Source organism: Nitrobacter sp. NHB1 (genome assembly GCF_036964665.1).
GTDB lineage: Bacteria > Pseudomonadota > Alphaproteobacteria > Rhizobiales > Xanthobacteraceae > Nitrobacter.
The window spans coordinates 133,998-150,079 of sequence record NZ_JBAMDA010000003.1 but is presented as its reverse complement, the minus strand read 5'-3'; the positions used below and the strand labels follow the sequence as shown (position 1 = coordinate 150,079).

The following is a 16,082-nucleotide window of genomic DNA, read 5'->3' as shown; positions in this document are numbered from 1 at the left end:
GGGCAGACGCGATCAGAAAATTTACTTCATACATGTGGTTTGACCGAGAGAATCTGCCCCACAAAGTAAGAGCGCCATAGGTTCAACGCCTCAGTCGATCCTAGTGGCGCCCCAAACATTGTCTTTCACGAGCGCGCAAATGACTATCAGAACTCCCGCGCCAACAAGCGCGCCGATGCTGCTGGCTAGGATGGCGCCCAACGAGCCTTTGCTGACTAGAATCGCAAGGTCGGGCAAGGTGATGGCCAGCAGATAGCCAACTGTGACTCCGCCTACGACGCCAATGAACGCATTAACGACATTGCCGAAACTGGAGTCCTCTAGCCTTCTGCCGATGATTATTCCGCCGATGGCACCGGCGATCGCTTCCCCAATTGTGAGAACAATTAATACGTCCATAGAACATCTCCTCACGGCTGCAGAGATGCGATGGAAAGGCCCTTACCGCGCGCGGCAAAGGCTGAGATCAAACGCCACCTATTCACTTTCGTTGTTTCCAGCGCGAGGTATTCAGCCCCAAAACATAATCTGAAAAAACCAAAGCTAAAAGTTAAAAATGCATGTTAACACGTTGTTTCATACGATTGAGGTCGGTAGACTGATGTCTGATACTGCATCTCGGATGATATCTTGTGTATTTAAATTGATGCTTGATACGGCAGTTCGTATGGTGTAGATATATTCAATGTGCGTCGAACCGGAGCCGCCAATTCATGATTTCCGCTAATCAACTCAGAGCCGCCCGCGCGCTCCTGAATATAGATCAACGGCAAACAGCCGAACTGGCGGATCTTTCAGTCCCGACCATTCAACGCATGGAAGCAAGCGACGGTGTCATCCGTGGCAATGTCGATTCCTTGATGAAGCTGGTTTCAGCTTTGGAGAATGCGGGAATCGAGTTGATCAATCCGGGTGTTCATAGCTTGGCTGGCGGTCGAGGCGTTCGGTTAAGGGAACACGTCACGGAGCCAAAGATGAAGAATATAAAGCAACCCAAGCCTTCCTCGTCGCGGACGCTGGAGCGCGCTCGATGAATACAAGGGGAAAAATGGATTTTCCCATCGAAGATAACGAAAGCGCTGAAGACAATTGTACTTGCAAGCGGATTTAGGCGCATTAAGGCGCCTAGATGGCATTTGGGTGCCCTATGGGTATCCGACGTGCGCGCGGGAAAGGTCTTCCGCATCGATCTGGATGGCAGGGTTACGATCGTCGCCGACGTCCTAAGTCGACCGTTCGGTCTGGGCTTCTTGCCTGACGGCGATTTATTGGTCGTCTTGATAACCCAGCGGCTGATTCTGAAATTCGGTGCCGACGGACGATCCATGCCGACCTGGCCGACGCTGCGGTCGGATACCTGAGGGACCAGGAGTCGCTAGCGATGGAAACGCCTATGTGACGTCTTTCGACTCGGATGCCTATGGACCCGACTGCCTCGCTTCAGCTCGAATTCTTCTAGCAACGCTGGACGGCAAATTCGGTCGGTTGCAGATAATATCGCGCATTCGAACGGGTTGGCTATCACATGTGCGCATATGGAAATCACTGACAAGAGGATTCACACAACGATGCCTTCACCATATTCCACTGGGTTGATGTGCCGATGCCCGCGCTGCGGCAAGGGAAAGCTCTTCGACGGATTCGTGACGTTGAAACCCGAATGTGATTCGTGCGGTCTGAATTTCAACTTCGCGAACGTCGGCGACGGCGCCACCATATTCGTCATATTGATCGCGGGTGCTATCGTCGTCATCGCCGCCCTGATTACAGAAGTCAAATATCAGCCGCCATATTGGGTTCACGCGGCGCTTTGGATTCCGTTGATCCTGATCGTGACGCTTTGGCCGCTGCGGGGGCTGAAGAGCCTCCTCATCTCGCTGCAGTATCACCACAAGGCATCGTAAGCGAAGCTCATCGCGCGCGTCGACGAATAGCTCCGGGCGTCGGTCTGAACGTTTAGGTGCTGCATCCGGTGGTCCGCAGCGAGCCAAACATGCTTCGCCGCGTCCGCGTTCGTGTATAAAATCCCCAGGCGGCCAGCACGTCCGGACGCCCATATCAGCAAAGCAGCAATGATGATCGCGGCATTCGTGATTGCATGACTTCGGACATGCGAGCACGGGCCCCGCCTGACGCGCAAGCATGTCCAGTCTCAGCACAATTAGGCAGGTGATGTTTGCCAGCCAACAGGAGCATGGCTCCGATCGTACCCATAGGCGCTGCGGACGGGATCTCCGCTCCGTAATTTGCCGCGATCATCCAAAACATGAAGCACGTCGGAATGAGGAATGAGGATCAAGGTTCTTGCGAAGCGGGCAAAGGCTTCGCGGCCTGGAAGGTTCTATTTTCAGCCCGGGCGACAGCAACACGCTCACGGAACCCGCTTCGAGGAAGACGATGCTGTCAGAAAAAACCAGACGGACCGGACCCGCAAGATGCCTCAAGGCAGAAAAAAGCAGATAAGCCGAAGCGAGCAGCGGAAATGGAATCGGCGTATCCTTCTGTGTTGCGTCCTCTGTGTCGGCCATATCGAATGGATCTTTTGGTAACGCAGGTTCGGCAACGACGCTTCCGTTGTCGTACTGCGAAGCAGCCATTCAAGCGAGTTCAATGTTCTTCGTGTCCGCCTAGGCCTCGTCTGCCATGCCTTATTCGACCCCAGGAGCCTTCATCGCCCAGATTGCTGCAATAAACAGGGCCTTCGCCCGCGGCAGGATCGTCAATGTCAGCGCCAATGCCGTCAGGGGCCAAACCGTCATGCTAATCCAAAACGGCGAGCGATAATTTGTTTCGGTAAACAAAAGCATCGGCACCACAACGTGACCCACTATACCGATGGTCAACCACGCCGGCCCGTCGTCAGCATGGATCTGACCGAAGCTTTCACCGCACACCGAGCACCTATCGACTTGGCGCAAATAGCTTTTAAAGAACTTGCCGCCGCCGCACGCCGGACACCTTCCGGATACCGCACGAATGATCGCGGGCCAGACGGATGAATCGCTGACGGACATTCGATCTACCTCGATAGTTGGCGATCAGGCAATCGGCCCGATCCGATGAATTTCCACACGAACTTTACGCGTACATCGCGATGGCCATGACGTCGGCCTGGACGACGCTTTGAATTTGGCAGAAGTAGCATCGTCGTGAAGACGGCCTTGATCTTGGTACAAAGGCGCGAATTGCGCCGGCCTCATCTTGCCGTTGTTTTCCCACCAGACGGTCTCGTCCGTCACGTCGTCGCAGACGATATACTTGTCCTTCGGACTGCGTTCGGTATGTAGGCCGGTCTCGGCGCAGAGCGCGCCGTCGGGCCTGAGCTGAGCTTCTCCGCCGGGACGCGTTCGTACAGTTCCGGCTCCAGCAAATTTCAATTGACCGCCTCAAGATCCGTGAAGCCAAATTTATCTGCCCCGTATTCCGGATTGCGGATGCCCTGTTCCAACATTCATTTTCTCCCTAGGCTCTGATCAGTTTGCTCATGCGATCTCGACGACAACCGTTTGGCTGTGATGGGAAGGCCTACGGGGACGCCGAAGCGTCCAAAGTTCGTCGGTGGTCCTGGAAAATTCCGCCATATAGTGCTTGTTCGCGGTACGGCGGCCTTTCGGCAGGCAGGCGAGAAGGACATTCCGGTTCAGAAGACCCGGCTGGTCGAATATCCAGGAACTCAGGTGGTCTTCGGACAAGTCACTTGCTATCAAGTCAGGCGCCGCGTCGAAGTCGGTCGCGACAAGCATGTTCAGGATGGTGCGTCCCCCGCGGCTCAGCCGTGCCGTGATCGAATGACAGGTTGCCGGATCGAACTGTTCTTCGTAGCAAAACCCGGGCCCGCCGACGTCAACTGCTATCCCATCGAAGCTGCGCGTCTCGGCCGCGAGATACTCCCTGAAATCTGCAACGAAGCAGGAAATTTCCTTTGGCATTCCGAAGAATCGCTTGGCGAGGTCGAAGCTGATAGGGCTGTGGTCGACGACGGTTACGTTCTTGCCAGAGCGTACAAGCATCGTCGCGAGGTTTCCTCCGCCACAGCCTAGCAGAAGGACATTCTTGGCGTCGCCCAAGAACACTTCCATCATTTTGACGTATGGGAGCCGGCTCTCGCCAGTTGCGGAGCTTTCGCTCTGAAAGATTTCTCCCTCGCGATAAAGTCGGTCGCCGGTCCGTTCGCTCTCCCAGATCGCGATGTCGCCCAGCTTGCCTTTAAATCGACCGAGAATCTTCAAAAGCTTGTTCCCGTTAATTATGATGCATTTGACATGACTAACGACTTTAAATAGATGTATAGCTAATGCTCATAACCAAGTCTAGTCGGTTCTTGGTGACGGCCCATCCGAGGTCGGAGAGACGCCTCGCGGCGGGCAAACCGAGCCTATGAGGCGGGACTGTCGAATGTCGCAACCGAAAAATGCCGAACCTGCCGCACCGGGTCCATACATCCCTTCCACTGATGTCTCGAAAGGCATCGGTCCCGGCCCGTCTGCATCGGGAGACGTTCTTCAGAACGTCGTTTATTCCGACTTTGAAACAGTATTCGAAAGCGCCACCCTTCGCCTGAAGGAGGAGCACCGGTACAGAACGTTTGTTGACCTTGAGAGGATTGTCGGCCGATTGCCTTATGCCGTCTGGCATTCGAAGGACGGCCCCCGCGATGTGACGATCTGGTGTTCGAACGACTATCTTGGCATGAGCCAGAACACGGCCGTGGTCCAGGCGATGATCGATGCGGCACGCCGTTTGGGAACCGGGTCCGGCGGTACCCGTAACATCGCAGGTACGAATCATCCCTTGGTGGAACTGGAACGGGAGCTTGCGGACCTGCATGCAAAGCAAGCGGCGCTGGTGTTCACGTCAGGATACGTTGCAAACCAATCCAGCATATCGACGATCGCCAAGCTTATTCCGAACTGCCTGATTCTCTCCGATGAGTTGAATCACAACTCGATGATCGAAGGCGTCAACCAGTCCAATTGTCCGAAGCAGGTCTTTCGGCACAACGACCTCGGTCATCTCGAGCAGCTACTGACATCCGCAGGTCAGAGCCGTCCCAAGATCGTGCTATTCGAAAGTCTTTATTCTATGGACGGCGATTTCGCTCCCATGAGATCGATTTGCGAACTCGCCAGACGTCACAATGCATTGACTTACTGTGACGAAGTCCACGCTGTGGGAATGTATGGACCGACCGGGGCAGGCGTTGCCGAACGCGACGGCGTTTCCGGACTTGTCGATGTCATCGAAGGAACGTTAGCTAAAGCCTACGGCGGCTTGGGCGGCTATATCGCGGCGAGCGCGCGGCTCATCGATGCGGTACGCTCGTATGCTCCTGGATTTATCTTTACCACGGCGATTCCGCCGCCGGTGTGCGCTGCAGCTTTAGCCGCCATACGTCACTTGAGATCTTCGGATCACGAACGCTTGCGGCATCAAGAGAACGCCGCCCGACTCAAGCGGTTGATTCGTGACGCTGCCCTTCCTCTGCTGCCGACTGACAGTCATATCCTGCCGGTAATGGTCGGTGATTCCGAGCAGTGTCGAAGGGCAAGCGAGATGCTATTGCAGAAGCACGCGATCTACATCCAACCGATTAACTACCCGACAGTGCCAAAGGGCGCGGAAAGGTTGCGGATCACTCCGTCGCCGTTCCACACGGACTCGCAAACGGACCATCTGGTTAAGGCTCTTGTGAACGTATGGGATCGGCTTGGTTTGTGGCGCTGATTTATTTTCTTCAGCACGTGCGCGTTCTAAGCTATTTCCCGGGTTAACAGCAGCGACACGATGATTTCACCGCACGCCGGTGCTGGATCGGACAACAACTAGCGGACGGACAAAGGCACCAGATCGCGATCGTCCTGTACTGCATTTCAAGAAAGGGCCTGACCTCATGGGCGACGGTAACAAAACTGCGATGAGGATCGAGATGAAGGCTTCGGATTGGTAGCCTTCCTATTTGCTTTCCGAGATCCTGGCGCAGCTACAGGCGTGGAGGATAAATTCGCCCAACGATACCTGCCTTCTCCTTGATCGGACGATTTACCCTTGAAAATAATGCCTTTTCAGGATGAAGCGGTCCGGAAAGCGAGGGTGGCGCTCGAAAACCTCTTCGCTCTCCCAGGTGTTGGAAAAGGGAAGCGCTAAAGGAAGTGCGCGAAGCCCGTATTGTTTCGGCGCGCTCGGTGAAATGGATTGAAGGTCGTCGGTTACGAGAACGCTTGTCGGATCAAAAGTTAAACGCGTCGACCGCAGCATACGAGTTTGCTCCAAAGCTGGCCACAGCGACACTTATAATTCCCGACCAAATCATAGGTGCTGCTGCGTAGGTGTCGAGATGCCAGTTCATAGCCACCAGGCTGGCGGGAGGCGGCTGCAAGGCAAATGATGCGCATCCAAGAGACAGATGGCAATCGTACCCGCGGCCCGCTCAGGCTCGGAAGATTGCATGAGTCGCGATGCGTGGCGGATTCGCGTGGTCGTCAGTCGTCAGCGTTAAGTAGCGGTGCTTTGTCAAAGCCACCCTTGCGGCGAATACCACGTAGATTAGAGGCAGCAACGAGATCACCGAGGACGCCAGGTCGCGATCGGACGCGCTGGGGTCGTTATCCCGATATTGTGCGAAGAGGAGCACCAGCGGGGGTGATCACAACGATTATTGCGGCTTGGACGCAGCCCGCGATCAAGCCGGCCTGGAATCGTTGTAGTCGTCCGCAGATCCTCAAGTGGGAGTGGCGCCTGCGTCTGCCCTTTCGAGCAGCGCAAGCAGCCCTTTCAGCATGGCCGTCGGAGTGGGAGGGCAGCCGGGAATGTGGAGGTCGACGGGAACGACTTCGGAGACCCCTCCAACCACCGCATAGCTGCCCGCGAAGCACCCTCCATCCCGCGCACAATCCCCGACTGCGATGACCCACTTGGGATTAGGGACGGCGTCATAGGTGAGCTCCAGCGCCTCGCGCATGTTCTTGGTCACGGGACCGGTCACCATCAACACGTCGGCATAGCGCGGCGAGGCGACAAACCTTATGCCGAAGCGCTCGACATCATAATAGGCATTGCTCAAGGCATGGATCTCAAGCTCGCATCCATTACAGGAGCCAGCGTCAACCTCGCGTATTGAAAGACTTCGGCCGAGTCGCCGCCGTGCGGCCTGAGCGACGGCGGTCGCGAGCTCGGTCACCGCCGCATCATCGGGCGACGGCGCCCGTTCGGTGACTGGCCGGCGAAACAGGCTTTCAAAAAGCAGCTTGCGCATCTTGTGCCATCCTTAGAGATCATGGCCCGAATAGGCGCAGTTGAAGGACCTGTTGCAGAGCGGAAAGTCCGCGACGATGTTGCCTTCGATCGCCGCTTCCACGAGCGGCCACTGAAACCATGAGGGGTCGCGTAGGTGGCACCGCTCGATCTTGCCATCACGCACGCGGAGCCAGACCATGACGTCGCCTCGGAATCCTTCGACGATAGCCATTCCCTCCCGCGGCTCACAATATACTCCCGCCTGTATACTCAGCGGGCCTTCAGGGAGCCGGGTCAATATCTGGTCGATCAGGTAAAGAGTCTGTTCGACCTCGCGAATACGGATCCAGACCCGCGCGTTGACGTCGCCCTCGGCGAGGATTGGTACATCGAAGCGCAGGCTCTCATACGGTGGATAAGCAAGGGCTCTGCGCGCGTCAAAGGATCGGCCGGAAGCACGGCCCGTGTAGCCTCCAGCGGCATATTGGGCGGCCAATGCCGGCTTGAGCACGCCGGCATCGACGGTACGGTCCTGCAGCGAAGCGGTGTTGTCGTACAGTTCGATCAAAGCCGGAAAGCGCAAACGAATATTATCTAGAGCCGCCTGGATGGCCTCAGTCCCGTCCTTGTCGAGGTCGCGGGTTACGCCGCCGGGCAGGATGATATCCCGCATCAACCGATGTCCGAATGCGGCATTGGATGCGCGCAGCACGTCCTCACGCAATACACTGCAATGCGCATGCATCAGCGCGAAGGAGGCATCGTTGCAGATCCCCCCGATGTCGCCTAGATGGTGAGCAAGCCGCTCGAGTTCCGCCAAAAGAGCACGGAGCCAAACCGCGCGATCAGGCACCATCACCTCCAGGGCGGCTTCGACCGCCCGCGAAAAGGCTAACGCATACGCGACCGTGCTGTCGCCCGATACGCGTCCGGCAAGTTGGGCCGCCCGCACGAGACTGGCATCCATCATGAGCCTCTCGATGCCCTTGTGTGCATATCCCAACCGCGGTTCCAGGCGGACCACGGTCTCCCCGCTGGTCGTGAATCGGAAATGCCCCGGCTCAATGGTGCCGGCATGCACGGGACCGACTGCAATCTGGTGCAGGCCGTCGCCTTCGGCCGGAAGAAAAAAGTAGGGAGACGCTTGCGGCAAGGCATCAATGCGATCTCCCAACGGAAACCGCACGCCCCACCGGTTGTGGTCAAGCCAACTGCGGGTATCCGACGAGCCTTCCGCCACCAGTCCAAACAGATCGTGCACGGCCCGTTCCAATCGAAGCGCTGGCGGGTGATGCTGGCTGACAGAAGGGTAAGCGCGATCGAAGCAGTCCAGGCTGACGACGGCGATTTCCGACGTCTGCTCATCCATGATCGCCATATGCACTGTCGAGGGTTCGCCCCATAGGCCGAGCAAGCTCCAACGACCCCGTGCCAGCTCGCTTGCTGCAAAATTCCAGACGGAGGCATCGACTACGGCTCGCGGCCAAGGAGAATGGCGCTGGACCAGTTGGCCCTCGAGCATGAGATCAATCAAGGATGGCATGTCATGTTTTCCTAGCGCTATCCAAGAAGGATTGCCACATGCTGGAACCAAACGACGACCGGCGCGGGGAGATAGATTCCGGCGATCAGAACCAGCGAGAGATGGGCAAACATCGGGACATAGGACGCCTCGACCGGAGCCGTGCCGCCGCGGGGATTACCGAATGCGACGCTTGTCAGGCGCAACATCAATGCGCCGAAAGCCAGCAGAAGCCCGAACACAAGCACGATTGCGAGCAAGGGTTGCCGCGCAAAGGTGGAGCTTACGACAAGAAATTCGCTCATGAAGATGCCGAGTGGCGGCAAACCGGCGATCGCGACGACACCCACCACCAAGCCCCAGCCAAGCGCCGGATGGGTCACCGTCAAGCCCCGGATCCTGTTGATCCGCTGCGAGCCCTTGACCTGCGCAATATGCCCGACGGCGAAGAAGATCGCCGACTTGGTCAGGCTGTGCATCATCATGTGCAGCAGTCCGGCAAAATTGGCGAGTGGGCCGCCCATTCCGAACGCGAACACGATGATCCCCATGTGTTCGATCGAAGAGTAGGCAAACAGACGCTTGATGTCGCGTCGACGGTACAGCATGAACGCCGCGAAGACGAGCGAAACCAGACCCATCGTCACCATCAGCGGGCCGGGAGCAATCGCGTCCGGACTGACGGTGAGCAATATCTTGAAGCGAAGGAGGGCATAGAGCGCGACATTCAACAGCAGGCCAGACAGCACCACCGAAATCGGCGTCGGACCTTCGGCGTGCGCGTCGGGCAGCCAAGCATGCAGCGGAGCGAGGCCGACCTTCGTCCCGTAGCCGAGAAACAGGAAGACAAAAGCGACATTGAGAAGGGCAGGGTCGAAATGCGCCGCGTGCTCAACCAGCAGCGTCCAGATCATGGCGTCCTGGCCCTCACCCACGACCGGACGCGCCGCCATGTAGACCAGGATGGTCCCGAACAGCGCGAACGCGATCCCGACACTGCCTAGGATGAAATACTTCCACGCCGCTTCCAGGGCGGCGTGCGTGCGGTAGATGCCAACCATCAGCACCGTCGTCAGGGTAGCGATTTCCACCGCCACCCACATCAAACCAATATTGTTCGAGACGAAGGCCAGGTTCATGCCGAACATCATGGTCTGATACATGGCGTGGTAAAAACGCAGGTATGTCGGTGTCAACCGGCCGGTGTCGAGTTCGTGCGCGATGTAACTTGCGCTGAAGATACTGGTCGTGAAACCCACGAAGGTATTGAGCACGATGAAGACAATGTTCAGGTCATCGACTAGCACGTATGGTGTTGGCTGCGGACGTTCGATCACGAACAACGAGAGTGCCGAAAGAAATGTCAACAAACTTGCGACAACGTTCAATCGCGCCGTTATCCGATAGCCCGGCAGTACGGCCAGCAATGCTGCCGAGCAGATTGGAATCAGCAGCACCGCCGCCACCGGATTGAAGGAATGGAAGTTCATCGCCGCTCGCCCCGGTAGTCGTCGAGTGCGGACACGTCCACCGAGTCGAAACGTTCACGGATCCGGAACAGGAAGATGCCGACGACGATGAAAGCGATCAGGATCGAGAAGGCGACGCTGATCTCGACCACGAGCGGCATGCCCTTGGCGCCGGTAGCCGCCAGCACCAGCCCGTTCTCGAGCGACATGAACCCAACGACCTGACTGACCGCGTTGCGACGGGTCACCATGACTAAAAGTCCAAGCAGCACAACTGACAATGCGAAGGCGAGATCCTCGCGCGCCAGGGCGTCGGCCTCCGCGGTCACCCGCAGCATCAACACCATGGAGAGGGCGACCAGTCCCATCCCGGCCAGCATGGTCGGGCCGATTCCCACGGCCGTCTCGATATCCCTGTGAATCCCAAGCTGTTTGACGATGCGGTGGAGCGCCACTGGAATGACGATGGCCTTGAATACAAGGGCAATTGCGGCCGTCACGTAAAGATGAGGTGCGTCCTGAATGAAGGCCTGCCACGCGACGGAAAGGGCGAGCACCAGGGCGTGGAGCGCAAACACGTTGAGCAGCGAATATAGCCGGTCCTGGTACAACATCATGAAGCTGACTAGAACCAGCCCGCCAGCGAGCGTATGAGCGATGTCGAACGAGAGGCCGTGCATCAAAAGCTCCTTGACACGAAGAGGAGGAGCGTACCGAGCAGGCCCAGCATCAGTGCCGCGCCGAGAAATTGGGGGACTCGAAAAACCCGCATCTTCGCGGTGGCAGTCTCGAACAGCGCGAGGAAAAAGCTGGCGATCGCGAGCTTGGCCAGGTAGGCGCCGGCGCCGACGGCGTATGACAAGGCCCCCGTCCCAAAAACTGCGATCTTCCAGGGCAAGAACACACAGGCGATCAGCGAGATATAAAGCAGCAACTTCAGAAACGCGCCAAACTCGATCATCGCGAGATGGCGGCCCGAATACTCAAGAACCATTGCCTCGTGCACCATGGTGAGCTCGAGGTGCGTGGCCGGGTTATCGACAGGGATTCGCGCGTTCTCTGCAAGGGCCACCATGATGAGCGCGATCATCGCCATTCCGAGCGATACCCGTAAGCCGACAGTGGGCGAGCCCATGAAATCCGCGACTGTCGAAAGTTGGGTCGAGCCGGCGACGAGCGCCATGCAAAAGACGAATAGGAGCATCGCCGGCTCGGCAAGCGCGGCGATCATGACTTCGCGGCTGGAACCGATCCCGCCGAAGCTGGTGCCGACATCCAACCCCGCAAGCGCCAGAAAGAAGCGCGCGCTTCCCAGCAGTGCGACGATGGCAATGAGATCCGCCGTCCAGTTGAACAGCAGCCCGGTCGCGAACGTCGGCACCAAGGCGGCGGCAACCCAGATCGCGGCGAACGTTATGTAGGGCGTCACGCGGAACAGCCATGACGCGTTGTCGGCCAGCACCACTTCCTTCCGGAGCAGCCGCAAGAGATCCCGATACGGCTGAAAAATCGAAGCCCCCTTGCGACGCACCAGTCGAGCCTTGATCTTACGCACAAAGCCGGTCAGCAGCGGGGCGAGCAGCAGCACCAGAGCCATCTGGAGGCCTTGCAGCAGAATGTCTGACATCACGACCATATCGCGAGCACCAGCAGCAGTGTGACGAGGGTGGCAAAAACCAGACTGAGGTACCGGCGGATGGTCAGGAATTGCAGGCGATTGAGCCTGTGGGCCGCGTCTCCGATGGCACCCGCGAGCGGCAGGTACATTGCCTCCCAGACCAGGTCGTGCAGTTCGATCCTAAGCCGCGCTGGCCTGATATCTCCGGGAGCCGGCATGTCGACATGGTCGCGGGCGTGGAACATGAGCGTACCGAAAACACGACGGATCGGTTGAGCGAAGCTTACACTCGAATACTGAGCGGCGGGGGTAGGATCGGAAAAACCACAGCCCCAGGCCGGTCCCCGCCGCAGGGAATGAGAGGCGAAGCGATGGATGGCAAAAACCGCGAGCGAGGCGGATACCGTGATGAATACCATCACCAGCAAACCGTTGTATGAGCTGCGGCTCGCCGCAATAGGCACGATCGAAAGCCACGGCTCGTTAGCCTGTATCGGCATGCGGCTACCGAGAATCTGCATCGTGATCGGCGAAAGCACGTCGATGACCAATCCCGGCAGGATTCCGGCCAGCAGGCAAAGTATGGCCAGGATGAACATCGCCGAAAGCGAGTAGCGGTCGACTTCCTTAGCGTATTCGGCGGCCGGGCTGCGCGGTCGTCCGAGAAAAGTCACACCGAATGCCTTCACGAAACACGCAGCCGCCAACGCTGCAGCCAAGGCCAGCAGCGCCCCGACCGCGGGCACTATGATCTTCAGGGCCCATTGCGGCAGTTCAGGACTTTGCAACACAGCCTGGAAGATGAGCCATTCCGACACGAAGCCATTAAACGGTGGAAGGGCCGATATGGCGACGCAGCCGACCAGAAAGGCGAAGCTGGTGAACGGCATCCGGTGGATGAGGCCGCCGAGCTTGTCCATGTCCCGCTCGCCGGTCGACGTCAGGACAGCGCCGGCCCCAAAAAACAACAGACTCTTGAAGAAAGAATGGTTGAGTATATGGAACAGTGCGGCCGTGAAGGCGAGCGCCGCCGCCGCCCTCTGGCCGTTGGCCTGGAAGGCAAGCGCGAGGCCAAGGCTCACGAAGATGATGCCGACATTTTCAATCGTGCTGTAGGCCAGCAGGCGCTTGAGGTCCTTTTCCATCATGGCGTACAGAATCCCCATGACGGCGGTGATGCTGCCAAGGAAGAGCACGATCACGCTCGCCGGCCAGGTGGGCGACCCCAGCAGATCGAATACGACTCGGATGAAACCGTAGATCGCGACCTTGGTCATGACGCCGCTCATCAGCGCCGAGACGTGGCTGGGAGCTGCAGGATGAGCGAGCGGCAACCAGATATGCAGCGGCACCAGGCCGGCCTTTGACCCGGCTCCGAGTAACATCAAGATCAAGACCAACGTCGCCACGTAGGGCGTATGTTGGGCAGCGCGAATGGCCGTGAATCCATAATCGCCTGCCGGTCCCGCTAGGAGACCGAAAGCAAGCAGCAGCGCGAGAGTGCCGAAGCTTGCCATGACGAGATAGACGTAACCTGCCTTCGCGTTGCCGGTTTCACGATGGTGCGCCATGACCAGCGCCCAGGAAGCGAGCGACATGAATTCCCAACATAGCAGATAGGAAAACGCGTCGTCCGCCAGTACAACGAGGTTCATGCCGGCCAGGAATGCGGGGAAGAAAGGCAGCACGCGGTGCGGCGCCTGTTCGTGATGGCCGTAGCCGAGTCCGTAGAGACTTGTTGCCGCTCCTCCCAGATTGACGACCACAAGAAAAAACGAGGCCAGTGCATCCACGCGGAAATGGGCGCCAAGCCACGGCAATCCGATCGGCAAGGTCAGATATGAAGCGTTCCCCGTTTCGCCAACTAGCCAGCGAACCGACCCGAAAAATGCCACCAAGGAAACGGCCAAAGTCGCGCTGTAGATGACGGCCGTCGAGTTGTTTGAACCACTTAGGACTGTCGCCAGAACTGCCAATCCAAGCAGCCCAGCAACACACAGCATTTGCAAAACGACAGCCGACATTACCTTCGCGCCCTCGCTCCACTCGATGCCTTGTTTTCTATCTGATGGTTCAAATAGGTCCTTGCCGATCCGGAATTTATTTTCAGCCGCACACCACGTCCTTGAGAATTGCTAACGGCTCCTTCGTCGATCATCTCAATACCGGCGGCGTCGAGAGCCGTAATCAGCTTCACCAGCGAATCGACATTGCCCCGAACCATTGTCTCACTCGCCTCCATGCGTTGAATGGTGGGCACGGAAAGTCCGGACAATTCCGCGAGTTGACGCTGATCAATACCAAGAAGCACCCTGGCAGCCTGCAATTGAGCCGACGTGATCATCTGATTGCCTCACGGCCAGAATTTTAAGTAATACTAAACATCATTTTTTTATCATAACTAATAATGTTATAATGTCAATAAATGATTGGTTATATATCTATATTGGAGGTATGTTCAGGCGATGGAACGAGTGTTTCGCCGGATCGCGCGCACCGATCGCTTGAGTGAACGAGCTCAGAAGCTCACGCAGGAAACGGCAATGCCGTCACAGTTTTCGTGTGAATGGAGAACGACGAATGTCAATCAAAGAATCAAAGCAGATTGAGGCCGAGACCACTTTCTCCGCACTTCGCGATCTATCGACGCTCGATAACCATGATGATGTCGATCGCGCACCGGACGAACGGGCGTGGCGCTCTATTTCGGAACGCTCCTACTTACCTGGTGGCTGATATCGGCGGAGGAAGGTCCGAAATCCTATCGAGCATTCGAGGCATACATTACTTCGCCGCCCGGCGAGTTCGTTCTGTTCTGTTTCACATGGTCGCTCATTCATCATCTGCTAGGCGGCTGCTCAGGTATCCCCTCATTCACACGCATGAGAACGTTTGATTTAGCGCGGCGTGTTGATTGATGTATTCGCTAAACCGGGCGGCAAGCGGGCGCAGGCGGACATCCGGCATGTTTGGGATCAACTCGTAGAGCATGCATCCCTGGTGGAACAGCGAATGAGTTCGGCGCTTGGCGGTGTTGACCTTGAGATGGCGATCCATACCGAGGCTCTCGCCGGCTGCGCCGAGCAGCGTCAAAAGCACGATGGCGAAGGCGTTCAGACGTGCATCAACTTCGGCACGGGCGAAGCGATGCGGCACGCTGTAATAATGGGCGGCAACATCGATGTGATAATCGATGCCGACGCGACAGGTGCGCCATTCCGAGAACTCGTAAGGTTCGGTCGGCAGCACCTTCAGTGCCGGGCGATCAATCTGTTCTAGCAATTGCCGGTGCGTCACGCCGAGCCGCCGGATCGGGCGCTCTTCGTTGAGATGCGTCATCAGATCGGCGATCGCCGCGTTGACATCCGCTAAACTGAAGAAGGTTCGATGGCGCAGCCGCCCGAGAAGCCATCGCTCGACGATGAGCACGGCCTGCTCGACCTTCGCCTTGTCGCGAGGCCGTCTCGGCCGCGCTGGCAGGATGGCAGTACCATAATGCGCCGCCATCTCGGCATAGGTGCGGTTGACCTGGGGATCGTAAAGACAGGCCTTGATGACGGCGGTCTTGGTATTGTCCGGTACCAGCAAATGCGGAACACCGCCGATCGCCTCCAGGGCGCGGACATGGGCGTCGATCCAGTCGGGGAGCGCTTGCGTCCAGCTCGCATGCGCGAATGTGAAGCTCGACGCGCCCAGCACCGCGACAAAGATTTGCGCCTTGCGGATTTCGCCGGTCAGCCGGTCGATCACGACCGGCACCCCATCGCCCGCATAATCGACGAATAGACGCTCGCCGGCGGGGTGGGTCTGCCGCATCGTAACCGGCAAGCGCCCTTCCCATTCCCGGTACAGATCGCAAAATCGGGAGTAGCGGTAGCCACCCGGATTCGCGGCGATATACTCCTCCCAGAGGATCGACAGGGTGACGTGCTTGCGACGCATCTCGCGATGCACCCCAACCCAATCGGGCTCCGCCTGACGACGATGGCCAGACTTGACGCCAGCGTCGGCAAAAAGCCGCTGCTCCAGCACCGCATCAGTCAAACCGGCGTCCAGCGGCCAGGTGATGCCGGCGACCTCGCACCGGCGAAGCGTCAACCGAACCGTCGACGACGCCACTCCGACCCGCCGCGCAATCTCGCGCGTCGACATCCCGGCGTTCTTCAATCTCACGCAATCACGCACATGGCGCATCGACATCCTCTCCATCGGCATCGGGACCCTCCTTGGCAAAGCCGAA

Annotated in this window: 18 protein-coding genes and 1 pseudogene; 6 read left to right on the top strand and 13 right to left on the bottom strand. The window is 57.9% G+C overall.

Annotation, left to right across the window (positions count from 1 at the left end; all coding sequences use genetic code 11):
• Positions 1-90: 90 nt before the first annotated feature.
• Positions 91-399 carry a hypothetical protein gene (locus tag V4R08_RS16310; protein ID WP_335580428.1) on the bottom strand — a complete coding sequence of 103 codons (309 nt, stop codon included), beginning with the start codon at positions 397-399 and terminating at the stop codon, positions 91-93.
• Positions 400-713: 314 nt separating this feature from the next.
• Between V4R08_RS16310 and V4R08_RS16305 the strand changes: the two genes are divergently transcribed.
• The 3 genes from V4R08_RS16305 to V4R08_RS16295 all read left to right on the top strand — a co-directional run bounded on the left by V4R08_RS16305 (position 714) and on the right by V4R08_RS16295 (position 1,904).
• Entirely contained in the window at positions 714-1,034 is a 321-nt protein-coding gene (locus V4R08_RS16305; protein ID WP_335580427.1) for a helix-turn-helix transcriptional regulator, read from the top strand.
• Positions 1,035-1,160: 126 nt separating this feature from the next.
• A complete protein-coding gene (locus tag V4R08_RS16300; protein WP_335580426.1) occupies positions 1,161-1,361 on the top strand; it encodes a hypothetical protein in 201 nt (66 codons plus the stop codon).
• A gap of 207 nt (positions 1,362-1,568) precedes the next feature.
• Positions 1,569-1,904 (top strand): DUF983 domain-containing protein, encoded by a 336-nt coding sequence (locus V4R08_RS16295; protein ID WP_335580425.1) that lies wholly within the window; start codon positions 1,569-1,571, stop codon positions 1,902-1,904.
• A 351-nt stretch (positions 1,905-2,255) separates the two neighbouring features.
• On the opposite strand, the gene V4R08_RS16290 is transcribed toward V4R08_RS16295, so the two are convergent.
• The 4 genes from V4R08_RS16290 to V4R08_RS16275 all read right to left on the bottom strand — a co-directional run bounded on the left by V4R08_RS16290 (position 2,256) and on the right by V4R08_RS16275 (position 4,229).
• Positions 2,256-2,597, bottom strand: a complete 342-nt coding sequence (locus V4R08_RS16290) for a hypothetical protein (RefSeq protein WP_335580424.1) — start codon at positions 2,595-2,597, stop codon at positions 2,256-2,258.
• Between the two features lie 51 nt (positions 2,598-2,648).
• Positions 2,649-3,014 (bottom strand): DUF983 domain-containing protein, encoded by a 366-nt coding sequence (locus V4R08_RS16285; protein ID WP_335580423.1) that lies wholly within the window; start codon positions 3,012-3,014, stop codon positions 2,649-2,651.
• 24 nt (positions 3,015-3,038) lie between these two features.
• Positions 3,039-3,377: a phosphoenolpyruvate carboxykinase (ATP) gene (locus V4R08_RS16280; RefSeq protein WP_335580422.1), complete on the bottom strand. Its 339-nt coding sequence runs from the start codon at positions 3,375-3,377 to the stop codon at positions 3,039-3,041.
• A 105-nt stretch (positions 3,378-3,482) separates the two neighbouring features.
• Positions 3,483-4,229, bottom strand: coding sequence for a methyltransferase domain-containing protein (locus V4R08_RS16275; RefSeq protein ID WP_335580421.1), 747 nt, complete (start codon positions 4,227-4,229; stop codon positions 3,483-3,485).
• Between the two features lie 166 nt (positions 4,230-4,395).
• Between V4R08_RS16275 and hemA the strand changes: the two genes are divergently transcribed.
• Positions 4,396-5,724 carry a 5-aminolevulinate synthase gene (gene hemA, locus V4R08_RS16270; RefSeq protein WP_335580420.1) on the top strand — a complete coding sequence of 443 codons (1,329 nt, stop codon included), beginning with the start codon at positions 4,396-4,398 and terminating at the stop codon, positions 5,722-5,724.
• 994 nt (positions 5,725-6,718) lie between these two features.
• On the opposite strand, the gene V4R08_RS16265 is transcribed toward hemA, so the two are convergent.
• The 7 genes from V4R08_RS16265 to V4R08_RS16235 are packed head-to-tail and all read right to left on the bottom strand — an operon-like array spanning position 6,719 to position 14,186.
• Positions 6,719-7,252 (bottom strand): NADH-quinone oxidoreductase subunit B family protein, encoded by a 534-nt coding sequence (locus tag V4R08_RS16265; protein ID WP_335580419.1) that lies wholly within the window; start codon positions 7,250-7,252, stop codon positions 6,719-6,721.
• A 12-nt stretch (positions 7,253-7,264) separates the two neighbouring features.
• Positions 7,265-8,776 (bottom strand): hydrogenase large subunit, encoded by a 1,512-nt coding sequence (locus tag V4R08_RS16260; RefSeq protein WP_335580418.1) that lies wholly within the window; start codon positions 8,774-8,776, stop codon positions 7,265-7,267.
• 17 nt (positions 8,777-8,793) lie between these two features.
• Positions 8,794-10,245: a hydrogenase 4 subunit F gene (locus V4R08_RS16255; protein WP_335580417.1), complete on the bottom strand. Its 1,452-nt coding sequence runs from the start codon at positions 10,243-10,245 to the stop codon at positions 8,794-8,796.
• Entirely contained in the window at positions 10,242-10,904 is a 663-nt protein-coding gene (locus tag V4R08_RS16250; RefSeq protein ID WP_335580416.1) for a hydrogenase-4 component E, read from the bottom strand. The genes V4R08_RS16255 and V4R08_RS16250 overlap by 4 nt, the downstream gene beginning before the upstream one ends.
• On the bottom strand, positions 10,904-11,860 hold the full coding sequence (locus V4R08_RS16245; protein WP_335580415.1) for a respiratory chain complex I subunit 1 family protein: 957 nt from the start codon (positions 11,858-11,860) through the stop codon (positions 10,904-10,906). The genes V4R08_RS16250 and V4R08_RS16245 overlap by 1 nt, the downstream gene beginning before the upstream one ends.
• A complete protein-coding gene (hyfB, locus tag V4R08_RS16240; protein WP_335580414.1) occupies positions 11,851-13,866 on the bottom strand; it encodes a hydrogenase 4 subunit B in 2,016 nt (671 codons plus the stop codon). The genes V4R08_RS16245 and hyfB overlap by 10 nt, the downstream gene beginning before the upstream one ends.
• A complete protein-coding gene (locus tag V4R08_RS16235) occupies positions 13,866-14,186 on the bottom strand; it encodes a helix-turn-helix domain-containing protein (RefSeq protein ID WP_335580413.1) in 321 nt (106 codons plus the stop codon). Before V4R08_RS16235 ends, hyfB begins: the two co-directional genes overlap by 1 nt.
• A 236-nt stretch (positions 14,187-14,422) precedes the next feature.
• Here V4R08_RS16235 and V4R08_RS16230 point away from each other — a divergent pair, with 236 nt between their 5' ends.
• Positions 14,423-14,578, top strand: a complete 156-nt coding sequence (locus tag V4R08_RS16230; RefSeq protein WP_335580412.1) for a hypothetical protein — start codon at positions 14,423-14,425, stop codon at positions 14,576-14,578.
• Positions 14,536-14,760, top strand: coding sequence for a succinate dehydrogenase/fumarate reductase transmembrane subunit (locus V4R08_RS18280; RefSeq protein WP_442935697.1), 225 nt, complete (start codon positions 14,536-14,538; stop codon positions 14,758-14,760). The genes V4R08_RS16230 and V4R08_RS18280 overlap by 43 nt, the downstream gene beginning before the upstream one ends.
• An 85-nt stretch (positions 14,761-14,845) precedes the next feature.
• On the opposite strand, the pseudogene istA reads toward V4R08_RS18280, so the two are convergent.
• Positions 14,846-16,036, bottom strand: a pseudogene (gene istA, locus V4R08_RS16225) (IS21 family transposase); the annotation flags it as partial.
• Between the last annotated feature and the right edge of the window lie 46 nt (positions 16,037-16,082).

Coding starts and splice junctions, on each gene's coding strand:
- V4R08_RS16255 (WP_335580417.1), bottom strand. CDS start 10,245: ATGAACTTCCATTCCTTCAATCCGGTGGCGGCGGTGCTGCTGATTCCA.
- V4R08_RS16265 (WP_335580419.1), bottom strand. CDS start 7,252: ATGCGCAAGCTGCTTTTTGAAAGCCTGTTTCGCCGGCCAGTCACCGAA.
- V4R08_RS16245 (WP_335580415.1), bottom strand. CDS start 11,860: ATGGTCGTGATGTCAGACATTCTGCTGCAAGGCCTCCAGATGGCTCTG.
- V4R08_RS16235 (WP_335580413.1), bottom strand. CDS start 14,186: ATGATCACGTCGGCTCAATTGCAGGCTGCCAGGGTGCTTCTTGGTATT.
- V4R08_RS16260 (WP_335580418.1), bottom strand. CDS start 8,776: ATGCCATCCTTGATTGATCTCATGCTCGAGGGCCAACTGGTCCAGCGC.
- V4R08_RS16295 (WP_335580425.1), top strand. CDS start 1,569: ATGCCTTCACCATATTCCACTGGGTTGATGTGCCGATGCCCGCGCTGC.
- hemA (WP_335580420.1), top strand. CDS start 4,396: ATGTCGCAACCGAAAAATGCCGAACCTGCCGCACCGGGTCCATACATC.
- hyfB (WP_335580414.1), bottom strand. CDS start 13,866: ATGTCGGCTGTCGTTTTGCAAATGCTGTGTGTTGCTGGGCTGCTTGGA.
- V4R08_RS16250 (WP_335580416.1), bottom strand. CDS start 10,904: ATGCACGGCCTCTCGTTCGACATCGCTCATACGCTCGCTGGCGGGCTG.
- V4R08_RS16290 (WP_335580424.1), bottom strand. CDS start 2,597: ATGGCTGCTTCGCAGTACGACAACGGAAGCGTCGTTGCCGAACCTGCG.
- V4R08_RS16305 (WP_335580427.1), top strand. CDS start 714: ATGATTTCCGCTAATCAACTCAGAGCCGCCCGCGCGCTCCTGAATATA.
- V4R08_RS16230 (WP_335580412.1), top strand. CDS start 14,423: ATGTCAATCAAAGAATCAAAGCAGATTGAGGCCGAGACCACTTTCTCC.
- V4R08_RS16285 (WP_335580423.1), bottom strand. CDS start 3,014: ATGTCCGTCAGCGATTCATCCGTCTGGCCCGCGATCATTCGTGCGGTA.
- V4R08_RS16310 (WP_335580428.1), bottom strand. CDS start 399: ATGGACGTATTAATTGTTCTCACAATTGGGGAAGCGATCGCCGGTGCC.